Annotated in this window: 12 protein-coding genes; all 12 read left to right on the top strand. The window is 68.3% G+C overall.

From position 1 onward, the window contains the following. Window positions 1-687: HAMP domain-containing sensor histidine kinase (locus VGV13_08790; protein HEV8641180.1), on the top strand; the 687-nt coding region annotated here is incomplete at its 5' end. A gap of 59 nt (window positions 688-746) precedes the next feature. Beyond that, window positions 747-1352, top strand: coding sequence for an RNA polymerase sigma-70 factor (locus VGV13_08785; GenBank protein ID HEV8641179.1), 606 nt, complete (start codon window positions 747-749; stop codon window positions 1350-1352). Window positions 1353-1451: 99 nt separating this feature from the next. Beyond that, window positions 1452-2531: a FecR domain-containing protein gene (locus tag VGV13_08780; protein ID HEV8641178.1), complete on the top strand. Its 1080-nt coding sequence runs from the start codon at window positions 1452-1454 to the stop codon at window positions 2529-2531. Between the two features lie 11 nt (window positions 2532-2542). After that, window positions 2543-5914 carry a TonB-dependent receptor gene (locus VGV13_08775; GenBank protein HEV8641177.1) on the top strand — a complete coding sequence of 1124 codons (3372 nt, stop codon included), beginning with the start codon at window positions 2543-2545 and terminating at the stop codon, window positions 5912-5914. Window positions 5915-5944: 30 nt separating this feature from the next. Next, entirely contained in the window at window positions 5945-7288 is a 1344-nt protein-coding gene (locus VGV13_08770) for a hypothetical protein (protein HEV8641176.1), read from the top strand. A gap of 195 nt (window positions 7289-7483) precedes the next feature. Next, complete coding sequence (locus VGV13_08765) at window positions 7484-8260, top strand: DUF1349 domain-containing protein (protein HEV8641175.1); 777 nt, start codon at window positions 7484-7486, stop codon at window positions 8258-8260. Next, entirely contained in the window at window positions 8260-10170 is a 1911-nt protein-coding gene (locus VGV13_08760; protein ID HEV8641174.1) for a sialidase family protein, read from the top strand. Before VGV13_08765 ends, VGV13_08760 begins: the two co-directional genes overlap by 1 nt. A gap of 52 nt (window positions 10171-10222) precedes the next feature. Beyond that, the gene (locus tag VGV13_08755) at window positions 10223-13342 is read left to right on the top strand and encodes an amidohydrolase family protein (GenBank protein HEV8641173.1); all 3120 of its coding nucleotides are present in this window, start codon (window positions 10223-10225) and stop codon (window positions 13340-13342) included. 204 nt (window positions 13343-13546) lie between these two features. Further along, window positions 13547-14305, top strand: coding sequence for a DUF1349 domain-containing protein (locus VGV13_08750; protein HEV8641172.1), 759 nt, complete (start codon window positions 13547-13549; stop codon window positions 14303-14305). Between the two features lie 221 nt (window positions 14306-14526). After that, window positions 14527-16281, top strand: a complete 1755-nt coding sequence (locus VGV13_08745; protein ID HEV8641171.1) for a M1 family metallopeptidase — start codon at window positions 14527-14529, stop codon at window positions 16279-16281. Window positions 16282-16285: 4 nt separating this feature from the next. Beyond that, window positions 16286-17713 (top strand): amino acid permease, encoded by a 1428-nt coding sequence (locus tag VGV13_08740; GenBank protein HEV8641170.1) that lies wholly within the window; start codon window positions 16286-16288, stop codon window positions 17711-17713. A gap of 65 nt (window positions 17714-17778) precedes the next feature. Beyond that, window positions 17779-18980 (top strand): glycoside hydrolase family 3 protein (locus tag VGV13_08735; protein ID HEV8641169.1); only part of this gene is annotated, 1202 nt, incomplete at its 3' end.

Genomic DNA, 18980 nt, shown 5'->3' with positions numbered 1-18980 from the left:
CGGCCCAGCGTGATCGCGCACGAGGTGGCGAGTCCGCTGACCGCCGCGCTGGCGTCGATCGAGCTCTGCCGCGACTTGCTCGGCGACGAGCATGGCTTGGACACGAGGCTCCGGCCTCTGCTGCTGGAAGAGCTGGGCAATGTGACGGGCGGAATGGAGCGGGCGGTGGCGTATCTCCGGGCGATCCAGGATCGCGCCCGCGGCGCCGCAGCCTCCTCGGAGCGGTTCGACGCGGCGGAGGTGGTACGCTCTTGTGTGACGCTCGAGCGCCCGCTGGCACGCAAACGGGGTGTGGTGCTGCAAGACGAGATCGCCCTCGGCCCGGTCTTCCTCCGGGGCGACCCGAACGCGCTTTACCGGATTCTCGCCAACCTCATCCGCAACGCGGTCGCGGCGTCACACGGGCGTAGTCTCCCGGTATGGGTGAAACTGGAACGCGACGGTGAGATGCTGCGGCTGCTCGTGCGAGACGGGGGCGTGGGAGTCCGGCCGGGGCATCTCGAGCGGATCTTCGAGCCCGGCTTCACCACGAAGCAAGGCGGCGAAGGATGCGGCATTGGTTTATCCCTGGTGCGCAACTTGGCCCAGGAGATATTCCGCGGCGACGTGACCGTCGAGTCCGCCGTCGGGCGAGGCACCGTGCTGACCATTGCGCTCCCCGTACCACGCCAGCGAACCGCCGTTTGACGACCGGCTCCACGCGCGGTACTCTCACGCATGCACCCGCATCCCACTCGAGGCCTTCGGTGACGCTCCCTTCCGGCCGCGCGGCGTCGTCTCCGGTCGAGCAGGTCGCGGCGCGCGACCGCCTTTGGGTCGAGCGCATTCGGACCGGCGACGTGTCGGCGTTCGAGGCGATGTTCCGGGCGTACAAGAACGACCTCGGGGCGTTCCTCCAACGCTTTTTGCGGTCACGTGAAGCCGCGGAGGAGGTCATCCAGGACTTGTTCCTGCGCATCTGGGAGCAACGCCACGAGTGGGAAGTGGCGGTCCCGTTGAACATCTACCTGTTCCGCGCCGCCCGGAATCGTGCGATCAGTTATGTTCGCCATCAGCGGGTGGAGACGCGGTTCCGGGAACGGGTCTGCGGTGCGGCAGACGGCGGCTTGCGATCGCAGTCGCCCGCTTGGGCGGACGAGCGAGCGCGGGCGAGCGAGGTCGAGGACGCCATTGAGTTAGCGGTGAACCAGCTCCCCGAGCGCTGTCGCGAAGTGTTCTGCCTGAACCGGTACCATCACCTGAGCTACGCTGAAGTCGCGCAGGCGATGGGCATCTCGGTGAAGACCGTGGAAGTACAGATGGGTCGAGCGCTTACGGTCCTGCGCGAGCGCCTCGCAAGCTGGCGCGGTTGACCGCGCCGGGCCTCTAGCCGCTCGACGCTCCCTCCTCTGTAAGGGTTCCCGCCCTCGGCGTGCGTTCTCCGGGTGTGACCAGGAAACGCGTGCCCTTCTGTGGCTGACCAGATCAGTCCTCCTGACTCGCTGACCCTCGCGCGCTACCTGAGCGGCGAGGCTAGCCCGGCGGAGACCGCCTCGGTCGAGCGCTGGATCGCGGCCGATCCGGCCAACGCCGAGCTGCTCGAGTCTCTGCGAACGATCTGGACCCGTCGCGAGCCGCCCGAATTCGACCCTGACGACGCCGTGTGGAACCGCATCGCCGCGCAGCTCGAGCAGCCGCCCGGGCGGCCCGCGCTCGTGCCGGAACGCGTCCGCTCCGCAGCCCGCTTCGGCCGCTGGCCGGCCCGAACATCCCTCCGGTTCCTGCCAGCGGTCGCGGCGGCCGCCGTCGTCCTCCTGATTAGCGCGACGGTTGCCGTCGAGCTGCGCCAGCGCGAGGAACCGGTAGCGATGCGCGAAGTGGAGACACGCCGTGGCCAGCGCGCCGCGCTCTACCTGCCGGATGGGAGCCGCGCGGTGCTGGCGCCGGAGAGTCGCCTCAGGTTCTCGAGGGCACTCGGCGCCCGTGGCCGGGGCGGCTCGGGGAGCGCGCGGGAGGTATGGCTGGAGGGCCAGGGTTACTTCGAGGTGCAGCACGATAGTACCCGCGCCTTTCGCGTGCGCGCCGCGAACGCTTTGGTCGAGGACCTCGGCACCGAGTTCGTCGTCGCCGCGTATCCCGAGAGGCGTGGCGTCGAGGTCGTGGTCGTGTCGGGGCTCGTGGCGTTGCGCCGCATCACGGAAGACGCGGGCGAGTCACCAGCTCTGCTAACGCTCGCGCGCAGCGACCTAGCGCGCCTCGATTCCTCCGGCACCGCGATCCTCACGCCCAACGTGAATCTCGCGCCGTACCTGGCGTGGACCGAAGGGACCCTCGTCTTCGACGCCACGCCGCTGCGGGAGGTCGCGCCCGCACTAGGCCGGTGGTACGACCTCGATGTCCGCGTAGCGGACCGGGCGCTCGCCGACCGGAGGCTGACGGCCTCGTTCCGCCACGAGCCGGTGTCCCAGGTTCTGGAGTGGATCGCCCGCTCACTTGATGCGCGTGTGGAGCGGGACGGCAGGTCGGTCGTGTTCCGGTTGGATTCTCGATGAGGAGAAGGACTATGCGCCGGTTCTTCGTTGTCGTCACGCTGGCGGCGTTGGCGAGCGGCCAGCGCGCCGATGCTCAGCAGCAGGAGCTGGACCGCTCCCCGCGGTTCCTGCTCGCCTCCGACTCCCGGCTCGTGCCCGTGGACGTGCGCGCGACGCCCCTGCTGGGTCAGCGGCTCTCGCTCGCTCTCAACGGGGCCACGGTGAAGGAGGCGCTGGCTGAGATCGTCCGGCAGTCGGGTTTGCGCCTCGTGTACAGCGACGACGTGCTGCCGGCGCGCGCGCGGGTCCGCCTGCACGCGGAGGGAATCACCGTCGTCGCCGCGCTGACGGACGTGCTGTTCGACGCCGGGCTCGACGTCGTGTTCAGCCCCAACGGCCGGGCGGCACTGGTGCGGCGCGGCACGCTGTTCCAGACAGGGACCGTCACCGGCCGGGTGACGGACTCGGCGAGCGGCCAGGCGGTGGTCGGGGTGGGCGTGTTCCTCAACCGCACCCGCTGGCGCGCGATGACCGATGCGGACGGGCGCTACCGGATGGCTGATGTGACACCGGGCCCCTACACGCTCGCGGCGCGCCGCATCGGGTACAGGGTCTTCACCCAGCCTGTAACGGTGGAGGCCGACCAGGAAGCGATCGTGGACGTCACCCTGCGGGCCGCGCCGAGTGAGCTCGAAGCCGTCGTGGTGACGGCCACGGGCGAGCGGCGGCTGCTCGAGCTCGGGCACGTGGTGGGGCGGATCAACGCGGACTCGCTGGTAAAGGAAGCGCCAGTGACCACCCTGACTGAGTTGCTCACTGCGCGCGTGCCAGGGCTACAGGTGTTCCAGACGCAGGGCACGGTGGGCGGTCGTGTGAACTTGCTCGTCCGCGGCCCCAACTCATTTGGCTTGACTAACCAGCCGATATTTATCATCGACGGCGTGCGCTACACCACGGATGAACGGACACCCCTGTGCTCCGGTGCCTGTCCTGGGTCCACCGAACCAACCAGTCCGCTGAACGATCTGAATCCCAACGACATCGAGTCGGTCGAGGTGGTGAAGGGCCCGTCGGCCGCCACACTCTACGGCACGGACGCGGCGAACGGCGTCGTCGTCATCACGACGAAGCGCGGCCGCGCCGGCCCACCGCGCTGGAACGCGTACGCGAGCGGGACGACGACGAACATCCCGACTGGGAGAATGCGGGACATCTGGTGGGGCTGGGGCACGGTGAACGGCATCCCGAACAACCCGAACCTGAGCTGCACCCTCGAGCGGAAAGAGTCGGGTTCATGCACGCAGCAGGACAGTGTCACGCTGCTCCGGATTGCGCACAAGGACCCGCAGTTCTCGATCTTCGCGCCCAAGCCGACCTACCAGTATGGGCTCAACGTCTCCGGCGGCGCTGCGGACTTGCAGTACTACTTCTCGGCGGATTTCACGGATGCGACGGGTGCGATCCGCATGCCGCCCGCCTTCGTCGATGACCTGAAGGCGCGGCTTGGCCTTAGTGAGCTGCCGCCGGAGTGGCGGGAGCCGAACTCGGCCGGGAACCTGAACTTGCGCAGCAATGTGAGCGCGGTGCTGGGGCAGACGCTGGATCTGCGTCTCAACACCGGGTACGTCCACAGCTCGACCAACGCTCTCACCGTCGCCGGGTTCGGCTACGACGGACCCCTCATGTGGGTTACTCCGGCCAACCCGTATCCCCTGGCGTCGTTCGGCCGCAGCCCGGAGACCGCGTTCGCCAGGTGGTCGACGGACGATGTGGATCGCTTCGTCGGCACCTTCAATGGCGACTGGCGCCCCCTGCGTTGGCTGTCGGCGCGCGCGAGGCTCGGGCTGGACTTGCTCGGCAGCCGCAAGCATGCCCTCGCCCGCCAGGGCGATCAGCCGGCGAACCGCGTCTTGAGTAGCGGCTCGGTCGAGGAAACCCGCACGCGCCAATTGTCGTTGACCGCGGATCTGGGGGCCTCGGCCACCGCCCGCCGCGGCAGACTCAGCGCGCGTACGGCCGTCGGCGCCCAGTACACGCGCACACTCCTCGATGCCGTGGGGGTCTTCGGGACTGGTTTGGCGCCGGGGCAAACCGCGGTTCCGGGCGCAACGCTTGTTCAGGACTTTTACAACTATCGAGAGTCTGTGGTACTCGGCGGGTATGTGGAGCAGATGCTTGGGCTGAACGACCGGCTCTTCGTGACGGGCGCCGTACGCGTGGATGGCGCCTCCGCGTTCGGCCGCGCCTACCAGGCGGCGGCCTATCCCAAGCTGGGTGCGTCCTGGCTGGTGACGTCAGAACGGTTTATGCCCCGCATTCCCGGGCTGGACGAGCTGCGCTTGCGCTTCGCGCTGGGCGCCTCCGGCGCGCAGGCGGATGCGGCGTGGGCGCGGCCGGGCTTCTCGCTGCAGTCCGGCGTCATCGATAGCCAGACGGTGCAGCTCTACCTGCCCACCGCCCTGGGCAATCCGGATCTGCGTCCCGAGCGGACGCGGGAGTCTGAGCTGGGCTTCGACGCCAGCGCCTTCGCTGGCCGGCTGAACCTCGAGGTGACCCGCTTCGCGCGCCGGACCACGGATCAAATCGTCTTCGTCCCCCTGCCGTCCGGCTTGGGGTCCATCTATGACAACCTGGGGCTCACGACGCAGAGCGGGTTCGAGGCCACGATCAACGCGCGCGTGCTGGACACCCGGGTCGTGAGCCTGGACCTCCGGTATCAACACAGCTACTACACCACGAAGCTGGTCGACCTCGGCCGCGGGCTCGTTACATGTTCCGGGAATGACCAATGGGGCTGTTACCGCGAGGGCTATCCACTGGGCGCCCGGTTCTATCAGCCGATCAGCGGGTGGCAAGACAGCAACGGCGACGGCGTCCTGTCCTTCAACGAGATTCAGTTTGACACGCTGACGTATGCGGGAGAAAGCTTCCCGCCGCGCACCCAGGCGTTGTCCCCGGTGCTGGGTCTGTTCGAAGGGCGCGTGCGGATCTCCGCCCTCCTGGAGCGCCAGTCCGGCTTCACGCAAATCGACCCCTACGCGTGCCCCAGGAGTTCAATAGTCGCCGCGTGTCGAGAACTGGTGGACTGGAATACGCCCGTGGAGGTGCAGGCGCGCATGTTGCTTGCGGCAACTCCTCAGCCAGCGGGCTTCACCCGGTTGCGTGAGGTCACGGTGGCGCTGGACCTGCCGCCGCACGTCACGCGGGTCGCGCGCCTGCAGCGCGCCACGCTCGTCGTCTCGGGCCGCAACCTGGCGCTCTGGTCCAAGTTCACCGGCGCCGACCCGGAGGTCCACGACCCGAACCACGTTTCCGTTGGAGCCTTCGGCATCTCTGGAGGGGGCGCGGCGAGCGGCATCCCCTTGGGCCGATCCTACTCGGTCCGTCTCGACCTTGGATTCTAGCGCGACGGCACGCTTTGCTGGGAGGACTGCATGATGCACTGCACACCGCACCATCGTGGCTCGCTCATGGCTCGGGGGCTGCTACTGCTGTTCGTGGGAGGGAGCGTCGCGGGCTGTGATGGCTTGCTCGAAGTGGACGACCCGATTGCGGTGCTCGAAGACCGCGTGAATAGCCCCATCGGCGCGGAACTGCTGCGCCGCAGCGCACTCACAGCGCTGTTCAGGGCCGTTGAGAGTTCGGCCAGGGAGAGCGGGCTCCTCGCGGATGAGTTTCGGTACGAGCAGCCCCCGTGGGTCGACGGCTTTTCCTTCCCCTTCGACGACCAACAGCTGTTCGATATGCGCGCGAGCCTGCAAGATCAGGATAGGCTCGAGTTCGGCGCGGTGACTGCCTACGCACAGTGGCAGGCCGTGCGCAGCCGCCACGCGACCATTGCGATCGAGAAGCTGCGGCGCTACGCCCTGCCCGGCGCCCGCGAGGCGCACGTGGGCGAGATGCTCGCGGTCCGCGCGTGGGCGGCCATGCGCCTGGCCGAGAACCACTGCCCCGGGTTCCCCCTGCACGAGGTCGTGGACTTCGACGTCATCCTCGGCCCGGCGGTGACGACGGAAGAGGCGTTCGCGTATGCGCTGGCGCGGTTCGACTCGGCGCTGACCTGGGCGGCGGACAGTGCGCGGGTGCTCAACTTCGCGCGGGTGGGCCGGGCGCGCACCCTGCTCCAGCTCGGGCGGTTCGCGGACGCCGCGAGCGCGGCGACCGCCGTGCCGAGCGCCTACGTCTACCAAGCGTCGTACGGTGACTTCCAGGAGAATAACCTGGCCGCGACCGGGCCCTTCGGGGAACTCTGGGGCTCCGGGACCGGCCGGAGCGTGGCCGATCGGGAGGGGGGGAACGGGCTGGACTTCGTCTCGGCGAACGACCCGCGGGTGCCGACGGTCCCGAAGGACACGGCTCGGGATGGTGTCACGCCGTTTTATGGGCTGACCAAGTATCCGAGCTACACCTCCCCGATCCCGATCGCGACCGGGCTGGAAGCCCGGCTGATCGAGGCCGAGGCGGCGCTTCAGGCGGGCGATCCCAACTGGCTCACGATCTTGAACACGCTCCGCGCGGATCAGGGGCTTGGGCCCCTGGCCGATCCGGGCACGCCCGCGGCGCGCCTGGATCTCCTGTTCCGCGAACGCGCTTTCTGGCTGTTCGCGACCGGCACGCGCCTGGGGGATCTGCGCCGGCTGGTCCGGGTGTACGGGCGGCCGAGCGAAAGCGTCTTCCCGACCGCAGCCTACTGGCGCGGGGGATCCTACGGCCCGTCCACCAACCTGCCGATCGACCGGTCCGAGCGGGACACCTTCGGGTTCTGGTGCACCGGGTAAAGGAGAGCAACCCGGAACGGCATTCTCTGGCCGGAGCAGGCGGCGGAAGCCTTCCGCCTGGCGACTGCCCTCCGGTTCTCGCGATTCCGGTCAGGCGTATATCAGGCCCCTGCGCGTCGAGGACGTGACGGACCACGAGTGTCTCCCGGCGCAGCCCCAGGTAGAGGGAACGCTCGTCGTGGAAAGGAGATGGGAATGAAGCGTTCCACCCTGTGGATCGTGCCCGGGTTGTCCCTGCTGGCGGCAGGGATGGGTCGCGCGCAAATGAGCCCGCGGGCGAGTTGCCCGGGCGGTCACCGGGACGACTTCGCTGGCGCCCAGCTCGACCGGCCACGCTGGAGCACAGTGGTCCGCGAGACCGCGGCTCTACGGGTCCACGACGGGCACCTGGTCCTGCCGACCGAGAACACCGATCTCATCTGGCCCGACGATCCCCCGGAGCAGCTCACCCGGAACATCGTTCTGCAGCCGCTGCCGCAGGGGCGGTTCACGGCGACCGCCAAGCTGGCGCTGGCGCCGCGATCCGCGTACCAGCAAGCAGGGCTGGTCGTCTACGGCGACGATGACAACTACATCAAGCTGGTCTTCCAGGCACGTGGCACGGAGGACGCCGAGAACCGCCATTTCGAGTTCAGGAATGAGACGAGCGGGGAAAGCCACGGCAGCCTGAGCCCCAGGCTGGGCGGGGCCTATCCCGATGTCGTGTGGTTGCGGCTTACGAGCACTGACGGCAAGACGCTGCGTGGGGAGTACAGTACGGACGGCGAGCAGTTCACCGCGGTCCCGGAGACCAAACGGTTCCGGGCGCCGAGTCTGGAGGGGATCGCGACACCGAGGATCGGGTTGCTGGCGATGGCCGGCACCGGGGGGCCGGACGTTCCGGTGATCGAGGCGCAGTTCGACTGGTTCGAGCTGTGTCCGGCTGGGGTCCCCCGCGGGTCAACGGGCAGTCGCCTGAACGGAGTTCCATAGTGCTTATCTCGAGACGTCGGGCGGTCACCCGTGCCGCCTTTTTCGCCGCCGGGCTTTGCTTTGTGATTGGCGGCCGTCTCTTCGCCCAGGCGAAGATCACGGTCGGGCCCAACGTCCTCGTCAGCGCGTCCTCGCCAGGGTGGATGCATGGCGAGTATACCGCGGATGCCGACCCATTCAACGCGAACCGCATCATGGTGTGCAGCATGCGCTTCTCGCAGCAGCGCAATCAGACCACCTCCGCTCTCTATATCTCGAATGACGGGGGCCGGAGCTGGTTTCTGTCGCTTGAGGACTCCGCCACCCGCTTCACCGGCGTTTGGGATCCCGCGTGCAAGTTCGGCCTCGACAATCAGGCCTTCTTCGTCAACCTGACACGTGGCGACACCGCCCGGCGCGACAGCACGCACTACACAAACCATCAGTACTGGCGGATGGGCGGGGACAACGGGATGCACCTCCATCGCTCAATGGATGCGGGACAGAGCTGGGAGCCCCCGAGATACCTCTCCTTGATTGACTACGAGACGCTCACGATCGACCGGACGAACAGCCGGTATCGAGCGAGGATGTATATCTATGGTAACACGACCGGCAGAGGGGTGTGGCTCGTCTACTCGACGGACGGAGGCCTGACCTGGACGCGATCGGAGCGGAACGACAATGAGGATTACCATCCCCGCGACGGGACCGTCTTGCCGAGCGGAACCCTGCTCCTGCCGTTCAACAACCAGAGGAGGGGGCGAATCGCGGGGCCATCTGACTACAATCCGGTCTTCCTGACGGTCGCGGCCAGCCGGGACGGCGGGGTTCATATTGACAGTTCGGTCAATATCGCTCCGGCAGAGAACTGTCGTACGACTGGGCTCGGGTTCGGGATGGCCTCCGACCACTCCCGCGGTCCGTTCCACGGCCGCGCGTACATCGTTTGGCCGGATCAGTCTGGAGGACGCTGTCGGCCGCTGGTGTCCTGGTCCGATGACGAGGGGAAGACCTGGTCCAGCCCCGTGGTGGTGAGCGACGCCCCGCCACGACGCGTGGGGTTCAGGCCGACCGGTCACGATCATACCCTCCCCAAAATTGCGGTCAATCCGAGGGGCGTCGTCGGCGTCACGTGGTACGATCCGGCAGAGGACACCACCACCAGCCATTCGCACCTTCGCTTCAGCGCATCCCTGGACGGAGGAGAGACCTGGCTGCCGAGCGTGAAAGTTTCTGACCATGGGTATGTGGTAAAGAATCCGCCGGAGACGCCGGCCGAGGCCCGGGTGCAAGGTGGTGGGAAACGCGCCGAAGGGGCTCCCGGGAACGAGATCACTGTCAGCTTGCGCCAGTGGTACGGCTACCCGGGACTTTGGGCATTGGACTACACCGGGATGGCCGCAGGCGCCGACGGCGCCTTCCACGCGTTCTGGATTGATAATCGCTCCGGAAGCGGAGAGCTGTACACCGCGCGTGTCACGGTCGAGGGAACGGTCGCGAAGCCGGAGACTCTGCTTGCTTCGCTCAGCGACATCACCTCGGCGCTCGAGCTCCAATTCACCTCGTCCGTCTGGGATCCAAAAACCCGCACCATCGCGCTCGAGTACCAGCTCCTCAACACCTCGAACGACACGATCGTCGGGCCGGTGAAGATCCAGGTGACCGCGCTCACCTCCGAAGTCGGCGTGCCGAGCCTGTGGGCGGACGGGAAGCTCGTAGGACGCACGGGGTCCATCGTAAACATCTCGCGCACCATCCCCAGCGGCGGACTGCTGCCAGGTCAGACGTCATTGCCCCAGAGGCTCTCGGTCAAGCTGGAGCGGGCTATCGAGGTCCCAAGCGTTCAGGTGGACATGAGGGTGAGGGTGTACGGCAGCCGGCGGGGCGCCCAAGCAGCAGCGGGACGGGGTGACCAAGCGCCGTCTTGAGGTGGGAGGTTCAATGCGGAGACTTGCTCGGGTGGGGCGTTGGAGTGGCCTGGTGCTGATCGCGGGGAGCGCGGTTTTCTGGCTGGGTTGCCAGGTGTCGGCGTCGAGCCGCAGCGCGGCGCAGCGCGCGCTGGACCGTCTGCTTCCGATCCAGCCCGCGCGCACGATCACCTTCGAGACGGGGCAGGTGGTCGGCATGCGTCCGGAGCTGGACCTCTCGCCCGACGGCCGGACGTTCGTCTTCTCGCTGTTCGGCGATCTGTACACGCTGCCGGTCGCAGGGGGCGAGGCCACGCAGTTGACACGGGGACTGGCGTGGGATGCGGACCCGGTCTGGTCGCCGGACGGCCGGCGGATTGCCTTTCTAAGTGACGCGACGGGCGCAGGGGCAATCTGGGTGATGGCGGCCGACGGCAGCGAGCGCCGGCCGGTGACGCGCGAGCGGCAATTGGTGCCGTATGATCGTTGGTCAAACGAGACGATGCGGGCCGCGTTCCTTGGTCCGGTCCCATCTTCCCTGACCCTGCGGTGGCTGCCGGACGGGCGGGCGATCGTCGCGGGGGACAGCCTCTACCACATAGCCGACGGCTCTGCGGCGCCGACGGGCGACGCGCACCCCGGTGGCCTGGCCGACGCAGGGTTCTCCCCGGACGGCCGCTCTGCTTACGGTGAGCAGGGCGGCGCGATCGTACGCTACGACCTGGCAACGGGCGCCACGCGGCCCATTGCCCGGTTGCCGGCAGACTCGTGGGGCTCGCTCGTCTCGCCGGACGGTCGGTGGCTGCTCTACGTCCCCCGTTATGACCGGGCCGCGCAACTCGACACGGACCGGGAGGTCGAGCTGCGCCTTCGCAACCTGGGGACGGACGAGGATCGCCCACTGGTGCGCGCGATGAAGGCGGGGATGATGCGGTCAGGGAGGCGCTACTTCTTCACGCCGGACTCGCGCGCCGCGCTCCTGATCGAGGACGGCGAGGTGCAGCGGATCGACGTGGCCAGCGGCGCGCGCCAGAGCTTCCCCTTCACGGTGCGGGTGCGGCTCGATGCGGGCGAGTTCGTGCGGCCGCCGGCGCGGCGGGTGACGAACGACTCGCTGCTGACCGTGCGCTTCCTGCGGTGGCCGGCCGTGAGCCCCGACCGGCGCACGCTAGTGTTCGTGGCGCTGGACCGGCTGTACACCATGGCGCTGCCCGGCGGCCTGCCGCGGCGGCTGGTGGCGCACGAGGTCGAGCAGCTGCATCCCGCGTACTCGCCGGATGGGCGCTGGGTGGCGTACGTGACGTGGAGTGACACGGCAGGCGGGCACCTGTGGCGCGTGCCTGCTGGCGGCGGCCCGTCCGAGCGGCTCACGACGGCGCCCGCCCGTTACCAGTGGCCCGCGTGGTCCCCCGATGGGACGCTTCTGGCGGTCCTCAACACCGGGCCTCAAGGGAGAGACGGGCTTCTCCAGATCCTGCCGAGTTCGGGGGGACCCACGCGCACGGTGATCGGCAGCGTTTCCAACGCTGCGCCGGTCACGTTCACACCCGACGGCCGCCGGATCCTCCTGCGGGAAGTGGCCGGAGGCCGCGATGGCAGGGACGTGCTCCTCTCGGTGGACCTGAGGGGACGCGATCGCCGGGTGATCGCCAGCATGGTTGATGTCGTGGATGATCTTGGCGCGTTACACGAGATCTTCCCGTCGCCCGACGGCCGGTACGTGGCGTACTTCGACGAGCTGGACCTCTACCTGGCGCCGCTCGCGAGGGGGATGGCGCAGCCGGTGCCGCTGGGACACTCGCTCGGCCGGGGCCCGATCGTGCGGCTGGCTCCCGGGATGGATCCCCGCTGGGAACCCGACGGCAAGATGCTGACGTGGGTCTCGGGCCCGCTGGTCTACCGCATTGAACCGGCGCGCGCGCTGGCGGAGGCGTACGGGCCCGTCGAGCGGACCGCCGTGGCGGGCGCCGTGCCCCCCTGGGCCATGCCGCAGGAGGAGATCCCCGTGACGCTCCGCGCGCCGCGGCGGCTCACGCGCGGCACCCTGGCGCTGCGCGGCGCGCGCGTGGTCACGATGCGGGGCGACGAGGTGATCGAGCGCGGCACCATCGTGATCACGAACGATCGGATCACGGCGGTCGGCTCGGAGGCATCCGTCAGAATCCCTCAAGGGGCGACGGTGATCGACGTCAGCGGCAAGACGATCGTGCCCGGCATGATCGACATGCATGCGCATCCGGGGAGCGAGAGGCACCTCGTCGCAGACCTCGCGTTCGGCGTGACAACCACACGGGATGTCGGTGGGCCGGTCAGTCACCTGGGGTGGGGCGAGCGGATCGAGACGGGCGAGCTGATCGGGCCCCGGTACATGGGCGTGGGACAGCAGCTCGGCACGTATCGCGCGCGGCTCGAGAGCCTGGAGGATGTGCGCCTTTACGCGCAGCACTTCAAGCGGCTGGGCGCGGGCCTGTTGAAGATGCGGTACCATCAGACTCGCCGGGGACGGCAGTGGGGGGTCCTGGCGGCGCGCGAGGTGGGGCTCCCGATCACGGGCCATCACGAGATCGGCAAGGCGTGGGACGGGTACAGCGGGCTCGAGCATGGGCCCGCGGACAATAGAAGCGGGATTGTGCCAGATTGGCCGCGGCTGGCTGCCGCATTAGGGCTGTGGCTGGCCCCCACATGGGTAGGTCGGGCCTCGACGTACTTCGAAGGCGGCCGCTGGTGCCACGATCCGAGGCTGCGTCGGTTCACGCCGCCAGGCTGGCCAAACTATATAGAGAAGATCTGCAAACTCACCCGCAACGATCCCCACTCGGACGCCACCTTCCTCTTCGAGGTGCGGGTGGCCGCCGAGATTGTGCGCCGCGGGGGACACGTGACGCCGGCGAGCCACGGCGACTATCCCGGGATCGGCATGCACTGGGGACTGTGGGGCATGGTGGCGGGCGGCCTCACCCCGCACGAGGCGCTCCGCACGGTGACGCTCACGCCGGCCGAAGGCCTCGGCGTCGAGCAGGACCTCAGCTCGCTCGAGGTGGGCAAGATCGCGGATCTCTCGGTTCTGGACCAGAACCCGCTCGAGAACATCCAGCACACGCTCACCATCCGCTACGTGATGAAGAACGGCGAGCTGTACGATGGCGAGACCATGGCCACCCTCTGGCCGGAGCGTGGGGCGTCGCCGCGCTAGACACGCAAGCGGCCACCAACCGAAAAGGGGGAGAACATGCGCGTAGTCATCCGCCGAGCCGTGTATGTACTGGCGCGCTTGGGCATGACGGCCGGCGCTTGCATTGGACCGCGCTTCATCGCCCCTCATGGGGAAGCGCGTGCCACGCGATAGGGGGTCAGACGGGCTGAAGGCGTCTTGAATTGGAGAGCCACTGATTCCTTTGTGGAGGAGTACGGCACGTCAGGCAAACACGGAGCGGCGTGTGTTCTCGCCGGTATCGTTCTCACAACCGCTGCGCGTCCTGTTGCGGGGCAGTCAGCCGCGGCCCAAACGAAGGCAGCCCCGGCTGCGGCGGAGACCTGCCGTCGCGACGACTTTAACGGCACCGCCCTAGACCGCTCGCGCTGGACTACGGTCGTGCGGGAGACCTCGGACCTGCGCGTCGCGAACGGGAACCTCGTGCTGCCGACGTCGAAGACTGACCTGATCTGGCCCGGCGACCCGAAGCTGACCGAGAACATCGTGCTGCAGCCACTCCCGGGAACGCCGCTCACAGCGACCGCGAGGCTGACGCTGGCGGCGCGGCAGGGCTACCAACAGGCGGGGCTCGTCGTCTACGGGGACGACGACAACTACGCCAAGATGGTATTCCAGGCGCGTGGCAGCACCGCGGACGCCCGCCGTTTTCAGTTCATGCGTGAAGATAATGGCCAGCCGAGTGGCAAGTCGACCACGGATCTCGGCGCGGCCTACCCGGACAGCGTTTGGGTGCGCTTCACGAGCGATGGCCGCTTCCTGCGCGCCGCGTACAGCTCGGACGGCGTGCAGTTCACCGACATGCTCCTGAGCGAGGCCCTCGATGGGATCGCGAACCCGAAGATCGGCATCATCTCGATGGCGGGCAGCCGTGGCGATACTCCGGTGATCGACGCGAAGTTTGACTGGTTTGAGCTCTGTCCCGCGCAGCCCGCCCGCCCGTGAGCGGGAGTCACCGTCGGCTGGCACAAGCCGCCGTCGCCACTGCTCTCGGCCTACTCACCGTAACACACGTCGTTGCGCAGCAGCCGGCGTCGTCGCGTGCAGCCGCCGCCGGCGACACGTCGATCTTCGTGCCGCTCGCGCTCGAGCCCGCGCCGAGCGCCAGTCGCAGGCCGAACGGACGTCCAGGCCCGAGCTATTGGCAGCAGCGCGCCGACTACACGTTGCGCGCACGCCTCGACACGTCGGCGCACACCGTGCACGGCACCCTCGAGCTGCGCTACACCAACCGCTCGCCCGATACGCTCGGCTTTCTCTGGTTCCATACCGAGCAGAACATGTTTCGCGCAGGCTCGCTCAATGACCTGACGAGCGCGCCCGACTCCCGCTTCGGCCTGCGGCGGCCGACCGCCGGCTACGTCATCGGCCGCTTCACGCAGCGCCTCGGCCGCAACCAGGTCGCACTGCGGCTCTACGACCGCGAGACGGTCATGCGCGTGGACCTTGCCCGTCCGCTCGCGCCCGGCGAGAGCACGGTGCTCGAAGCCGCGTGGCAGTTCGAGGTGCCGGAGCGCGGCGCGGACCGCATGGGCCGGGACGGCTCGCTCTACCAGATCGCGCAGTGGTACCCGCGCGTGGCGGTGTACGACGACGTGCGCGGCTGGAACACCGAGCCGTACCTGGGGCAGAGCGAGTTCTATCTCGAGTACGGCGACTTCACCCTCGAGGTGACCGTGCCCGAAGGCTACGTCGTCGCCGCGACGGGCACGCTCATGAATCCCGCCGCGGTCCTGACGCCCACGCAGCTCCGCCGACTCGAGCAGGTGCGCACAGCGACCAAGCCGGTCGCGATCGTGAGCCCGGCGGAGCTGCGCGCGGCTGCGACGCTGGCGTCGTCATCCGGGGCGAACGTCATGCGGACTTGGCGCTTCCATGCCCGCAACGTACGCGACGCCGTCTGGGCCGCCTCGCCCGATTACCACTGGGACGCGCTCGCCTGGCGAGGGATATTGCTCCAGGCCTACTACCGGCCGAGCGCCCGCGACGTCTGGGGCGAGGGCGAGGCCGTGGAGCAGATCCGCGCGTCGCTCGAAGAGTATGGCGACCGGTGGGCGCCGTATCCCTATCCGCAGATGTCGGCGGTCGAGGGGCTGGTGAACGGCATGGAGTACCCGATGGTCGCGATGCAGAGCCGGAGCGCGAACCGGACGGGGCTGTTCGGGGTGCTGACGCACGAGGTAGGGCACACCTGGTTCCCGATGCTGGTCGGGTCCAACGAGCGCGCGTACGGCTGGCAAGACGAAGGCTTCAACACCTTCACGAATGCGTTTGCTGAGGCGCGGCGCTACCCCGAGCAGGGCACGCTGAGTCAGCGCGTCGCGCGCTCCCAGCGCGCGATCGAGGCGCTGCTCTCATCGGGCACGAGCCTACCGATCATGACACCGGCCCACCGCCTGCCCGGTGCGCAGGGCGGACTCGTGCAGTATACGAAGGTCGCGGTCGGCCTGCATCTCCTGCGCGGCGAGATCCTGGACTCGACCACATTTGACGCTACGCTCCGCGCCTACATGGGCGCGTGGGCGTACAAACATCCGACGCCGGCCGACTTCTTTCGCACGGTGGAGCACATCGCGGGCAGGCGGCTCGACTGGTTCTGGCGAGGATGGTTCCTGACCAACGCGCGCTTCGATCAGGGCATCGGCTCCGTGGGGACCGATTTGCGAGGCGACACGACGGTGCTCACGGTACGCTTCCGGAACTACGAGCGGGGCGTGCTGCCGCTTCGCGTCCGGATCACGCTCGATGACGGCACGCACCAGGACTTCGTCTACCCGGCCGAAGTGTGGGCCATGAACAGCACGGCGTATGTGCGGCAATACGCCTTTCCGGCGAGAAAGGTGAGCCGGGTCGCCATCGATCCCGACCAGCGGCTGATCGACATCGATCGCGGCAACAACGTCTGGGACGCGGCCCCGTGACGTCATGAACCATCCGCCTCCACCTGCCACCTACCTGCGCCGCCTGACCCTGTTCGACACGGCGATGATGGTGGTGAGCGGCATCATCGGTGGCGGCATCTTTCTCACGCCAGCCGTGGTTGCCGAGCGGGCAGGAAGCGCCTCCCTCGTTGTGTTCGTCTGGATCGTGGGTGGCGTCGTGGCTCTCTCGGGCGCCCTGTGCTTCGCCGAGCTGGGCAGCCGGCGGCCGGAAGCGGGCAGCGTGTATGTCTGCCTGCGCGAGGTCATCGGCCCGCTGCCGGCGTTCCTCTATGGGTGGACGGCACTGCTGGTCGTGAACACCGGTAGCATCGCCGGCCTAGCCATGGTGTTCGCACAGTATCTGGCCGATTTGCTGGGTGTGCCCGCGTCGGCGCTGCCGGCCGCGGTACCGTCGCTCGCGATCGGCGCGATCCTCGTGCTGTCTGTGTTGCATTACGTAGGGATCCGGACAGGCGCGACGACGTTGAACGTGCTGACCGTGCTGAAGCTGGCGGCGCTCGCGGCGCTGATCGTGATCGGCCTTGCCGGCGTGCACGGACTCGGCGGCGCGGGTGCTGCCACCGCGGTGGTGGCGGACGCGCCTGCCGGTGAGCCGGGCGGCTGGTGGCCGCCCGTGCGGCTGATTGGCATCGCGCTCATTCCCGTTGTGTTCAGCTACGGCGGGTGGAACCACGTGACCAACGTGGCCGGAGAGATCCGCCAGCCGGAGCGCACCATCCCGCGCGCGATGGTGCTGGGCATCGCCGGCGTTCTCACCGTCTATCTGCTGGTGAACGTCGCGTTGCTGGGGGTGCTCGGTACGGCCGGGCTGGCGAAGAGTGCCGCACCGGCGACCGACGCGGTGCGACTGGTGCTGGGCCCACAAGGTGGCGTGCTGATCGGTGTGGGGGTCGCCTTGTCCACGCTGGCGTGCGCACACATGATGATCGTTGCGGCGCCGCGCGTGCTGCAGCGTCTGGCGGCCGACGGCCTCTTCTTCGCCGGCGTCGCGGCCCTGCATCCGAGCTATCACACGCCCCACCGCGCGCTGCTCCTCCAGGCCGGCTGGGCGGCGCTCCTCGTGCTGTCGGGGACCTACGGGCAGTTGCTCGACTACGTCACGTTCGGCGACTGGATCTTCTTGGCGATGATCGTGGCGACGGTGTTCGCGTACCACCGTCGCGACGCGCGGGACGCGGCGGGCGCATTCACGGGCTACCGCGTCACCGGTTATCCGGTGGTTCCGAGTTTCTTCATCGTAGCGGCTGCGTTCATCGTCGTGAGCGTGGTGTTATCGGGTCCGCGCAACGCGCTCTACGGCGCGCTCATCATCGCCGCCGGTGTGCCCGCGTTCGCGCTGTGGCGCCGGCGCACGCGGGCTCTCGCGCGGGCCGTCGGCGCGCTGCCGATGGGAGCCGACGAGTCGGGATGACACCAGCGCTGTACAAGAATGCGAAGCTGTGCACGGCGGCGCGCGTGGCCGACTTGCTCCCGAGGATGACCCTCGAGGAGAAAGTGGCGCAGCTCCGCAGCGCGCGTGAGCCGACGTCTGCCAACGACGCGCTCAATCACCCGGCGCAGATGGCGACGCTGCTCCAGCACGGGCTCGGCATGCTGAACCCCGCGTTCGACACGCCGCAGGACGAGACGATCGCGTTCCGGAACAGGGTGCAGCGGTATCTCGCCACCGAGACCCGTCTAGGCATCCCGGCCATCATCCTCGACGAGGCGCACCATGGTGTCCTCGCGCCTGGCGTCGACGTCTTTCCGCACGGGCTCGCGATCGCGTCGTCGTGGAATCCCGACTTGATCGAGCGGGTCTACTCCCTGATCGCCACCCAGGCCAGGTCGCGGGGGACGCACATGGTGCTGGCGCCGGTGGTCGACGTCGCCCGCGATCCGCGCTGGGGCCGGACGGGTGAGACCCTCGGCGAGGACCCGTATCTCACGGGGACGTTGGGGAGCGCGATGGTACGAGGGTTCCAGGGGAGCTGCAACGGCACCATCGCGCCCGGGCATGTCGCAGCCACTCTGAAACACTTCACTGGGCACGGGGAGTCAGAAGGCGGGCTTAACCAGGGGCCCGCGAATCATTCCGTCCGGGTCCTGCGTGAGATCCACATGGAGCCGTTCCGGCTGTGTATCGAGCGGGCCAGGCCCGCGGCGGTCATGGCGGCCTATTGTGACATCGATGGGGTGCCGTGCCACGCCAATCCGTGGCTGCTGCGCGACGTGCTGCGCGGTGAGTGGCGTTTCACGGGTCTGATCGTCTCCGACTGGTTCGGCATCGACCAGCTCTGGACCAAGCATCGGGTCGCGCCGACGGAAGAGGCGGCTGCGCTCCGGGCCTTCCAGGCCGGCGTCACCGTGGATCTGCCGTATGGGGTCAACTATGCCCACCTGGTCGCGCTCGTGCGGAAGCACCAGATCAGCGACACCGCGCTGGATGCGGCCGTGGCGTCCGTCCTGAGCCTCAAGTTTGACCTGGGACTGTTTGAGGAAGCGGCGATCGATGTCCACAACGCCAGGCGCGCCTTCGGAGGGCCGGAGGCCAGAGCGCTGGCGCTGGAAGCGGCATCGGCCTCTATGGTGCTCCTCAAGAATGAGGGCAATCTGCTCCCAATCGACAAGGCGCGCTATAAGACGATCGCTGTGATTGGCCCAATGGCCGCGGTCAATTATCTGGGGGATTACTCGGG

The sequence above is a fragment of the Candidatus Methylomirabilota bacterium genome, from assembly GCA_036001065.1.
Lineage (GTDB): Bacteria > Methylomirabilota > Methylomirabilia > Rokubacteriales > CSP1-6 > MNEF01.
The sequence above is the reverse complement of the archived record's forward strand: the minus strand, read 5'-3'. Positions and strand labels throughout refer to the sequence as shown.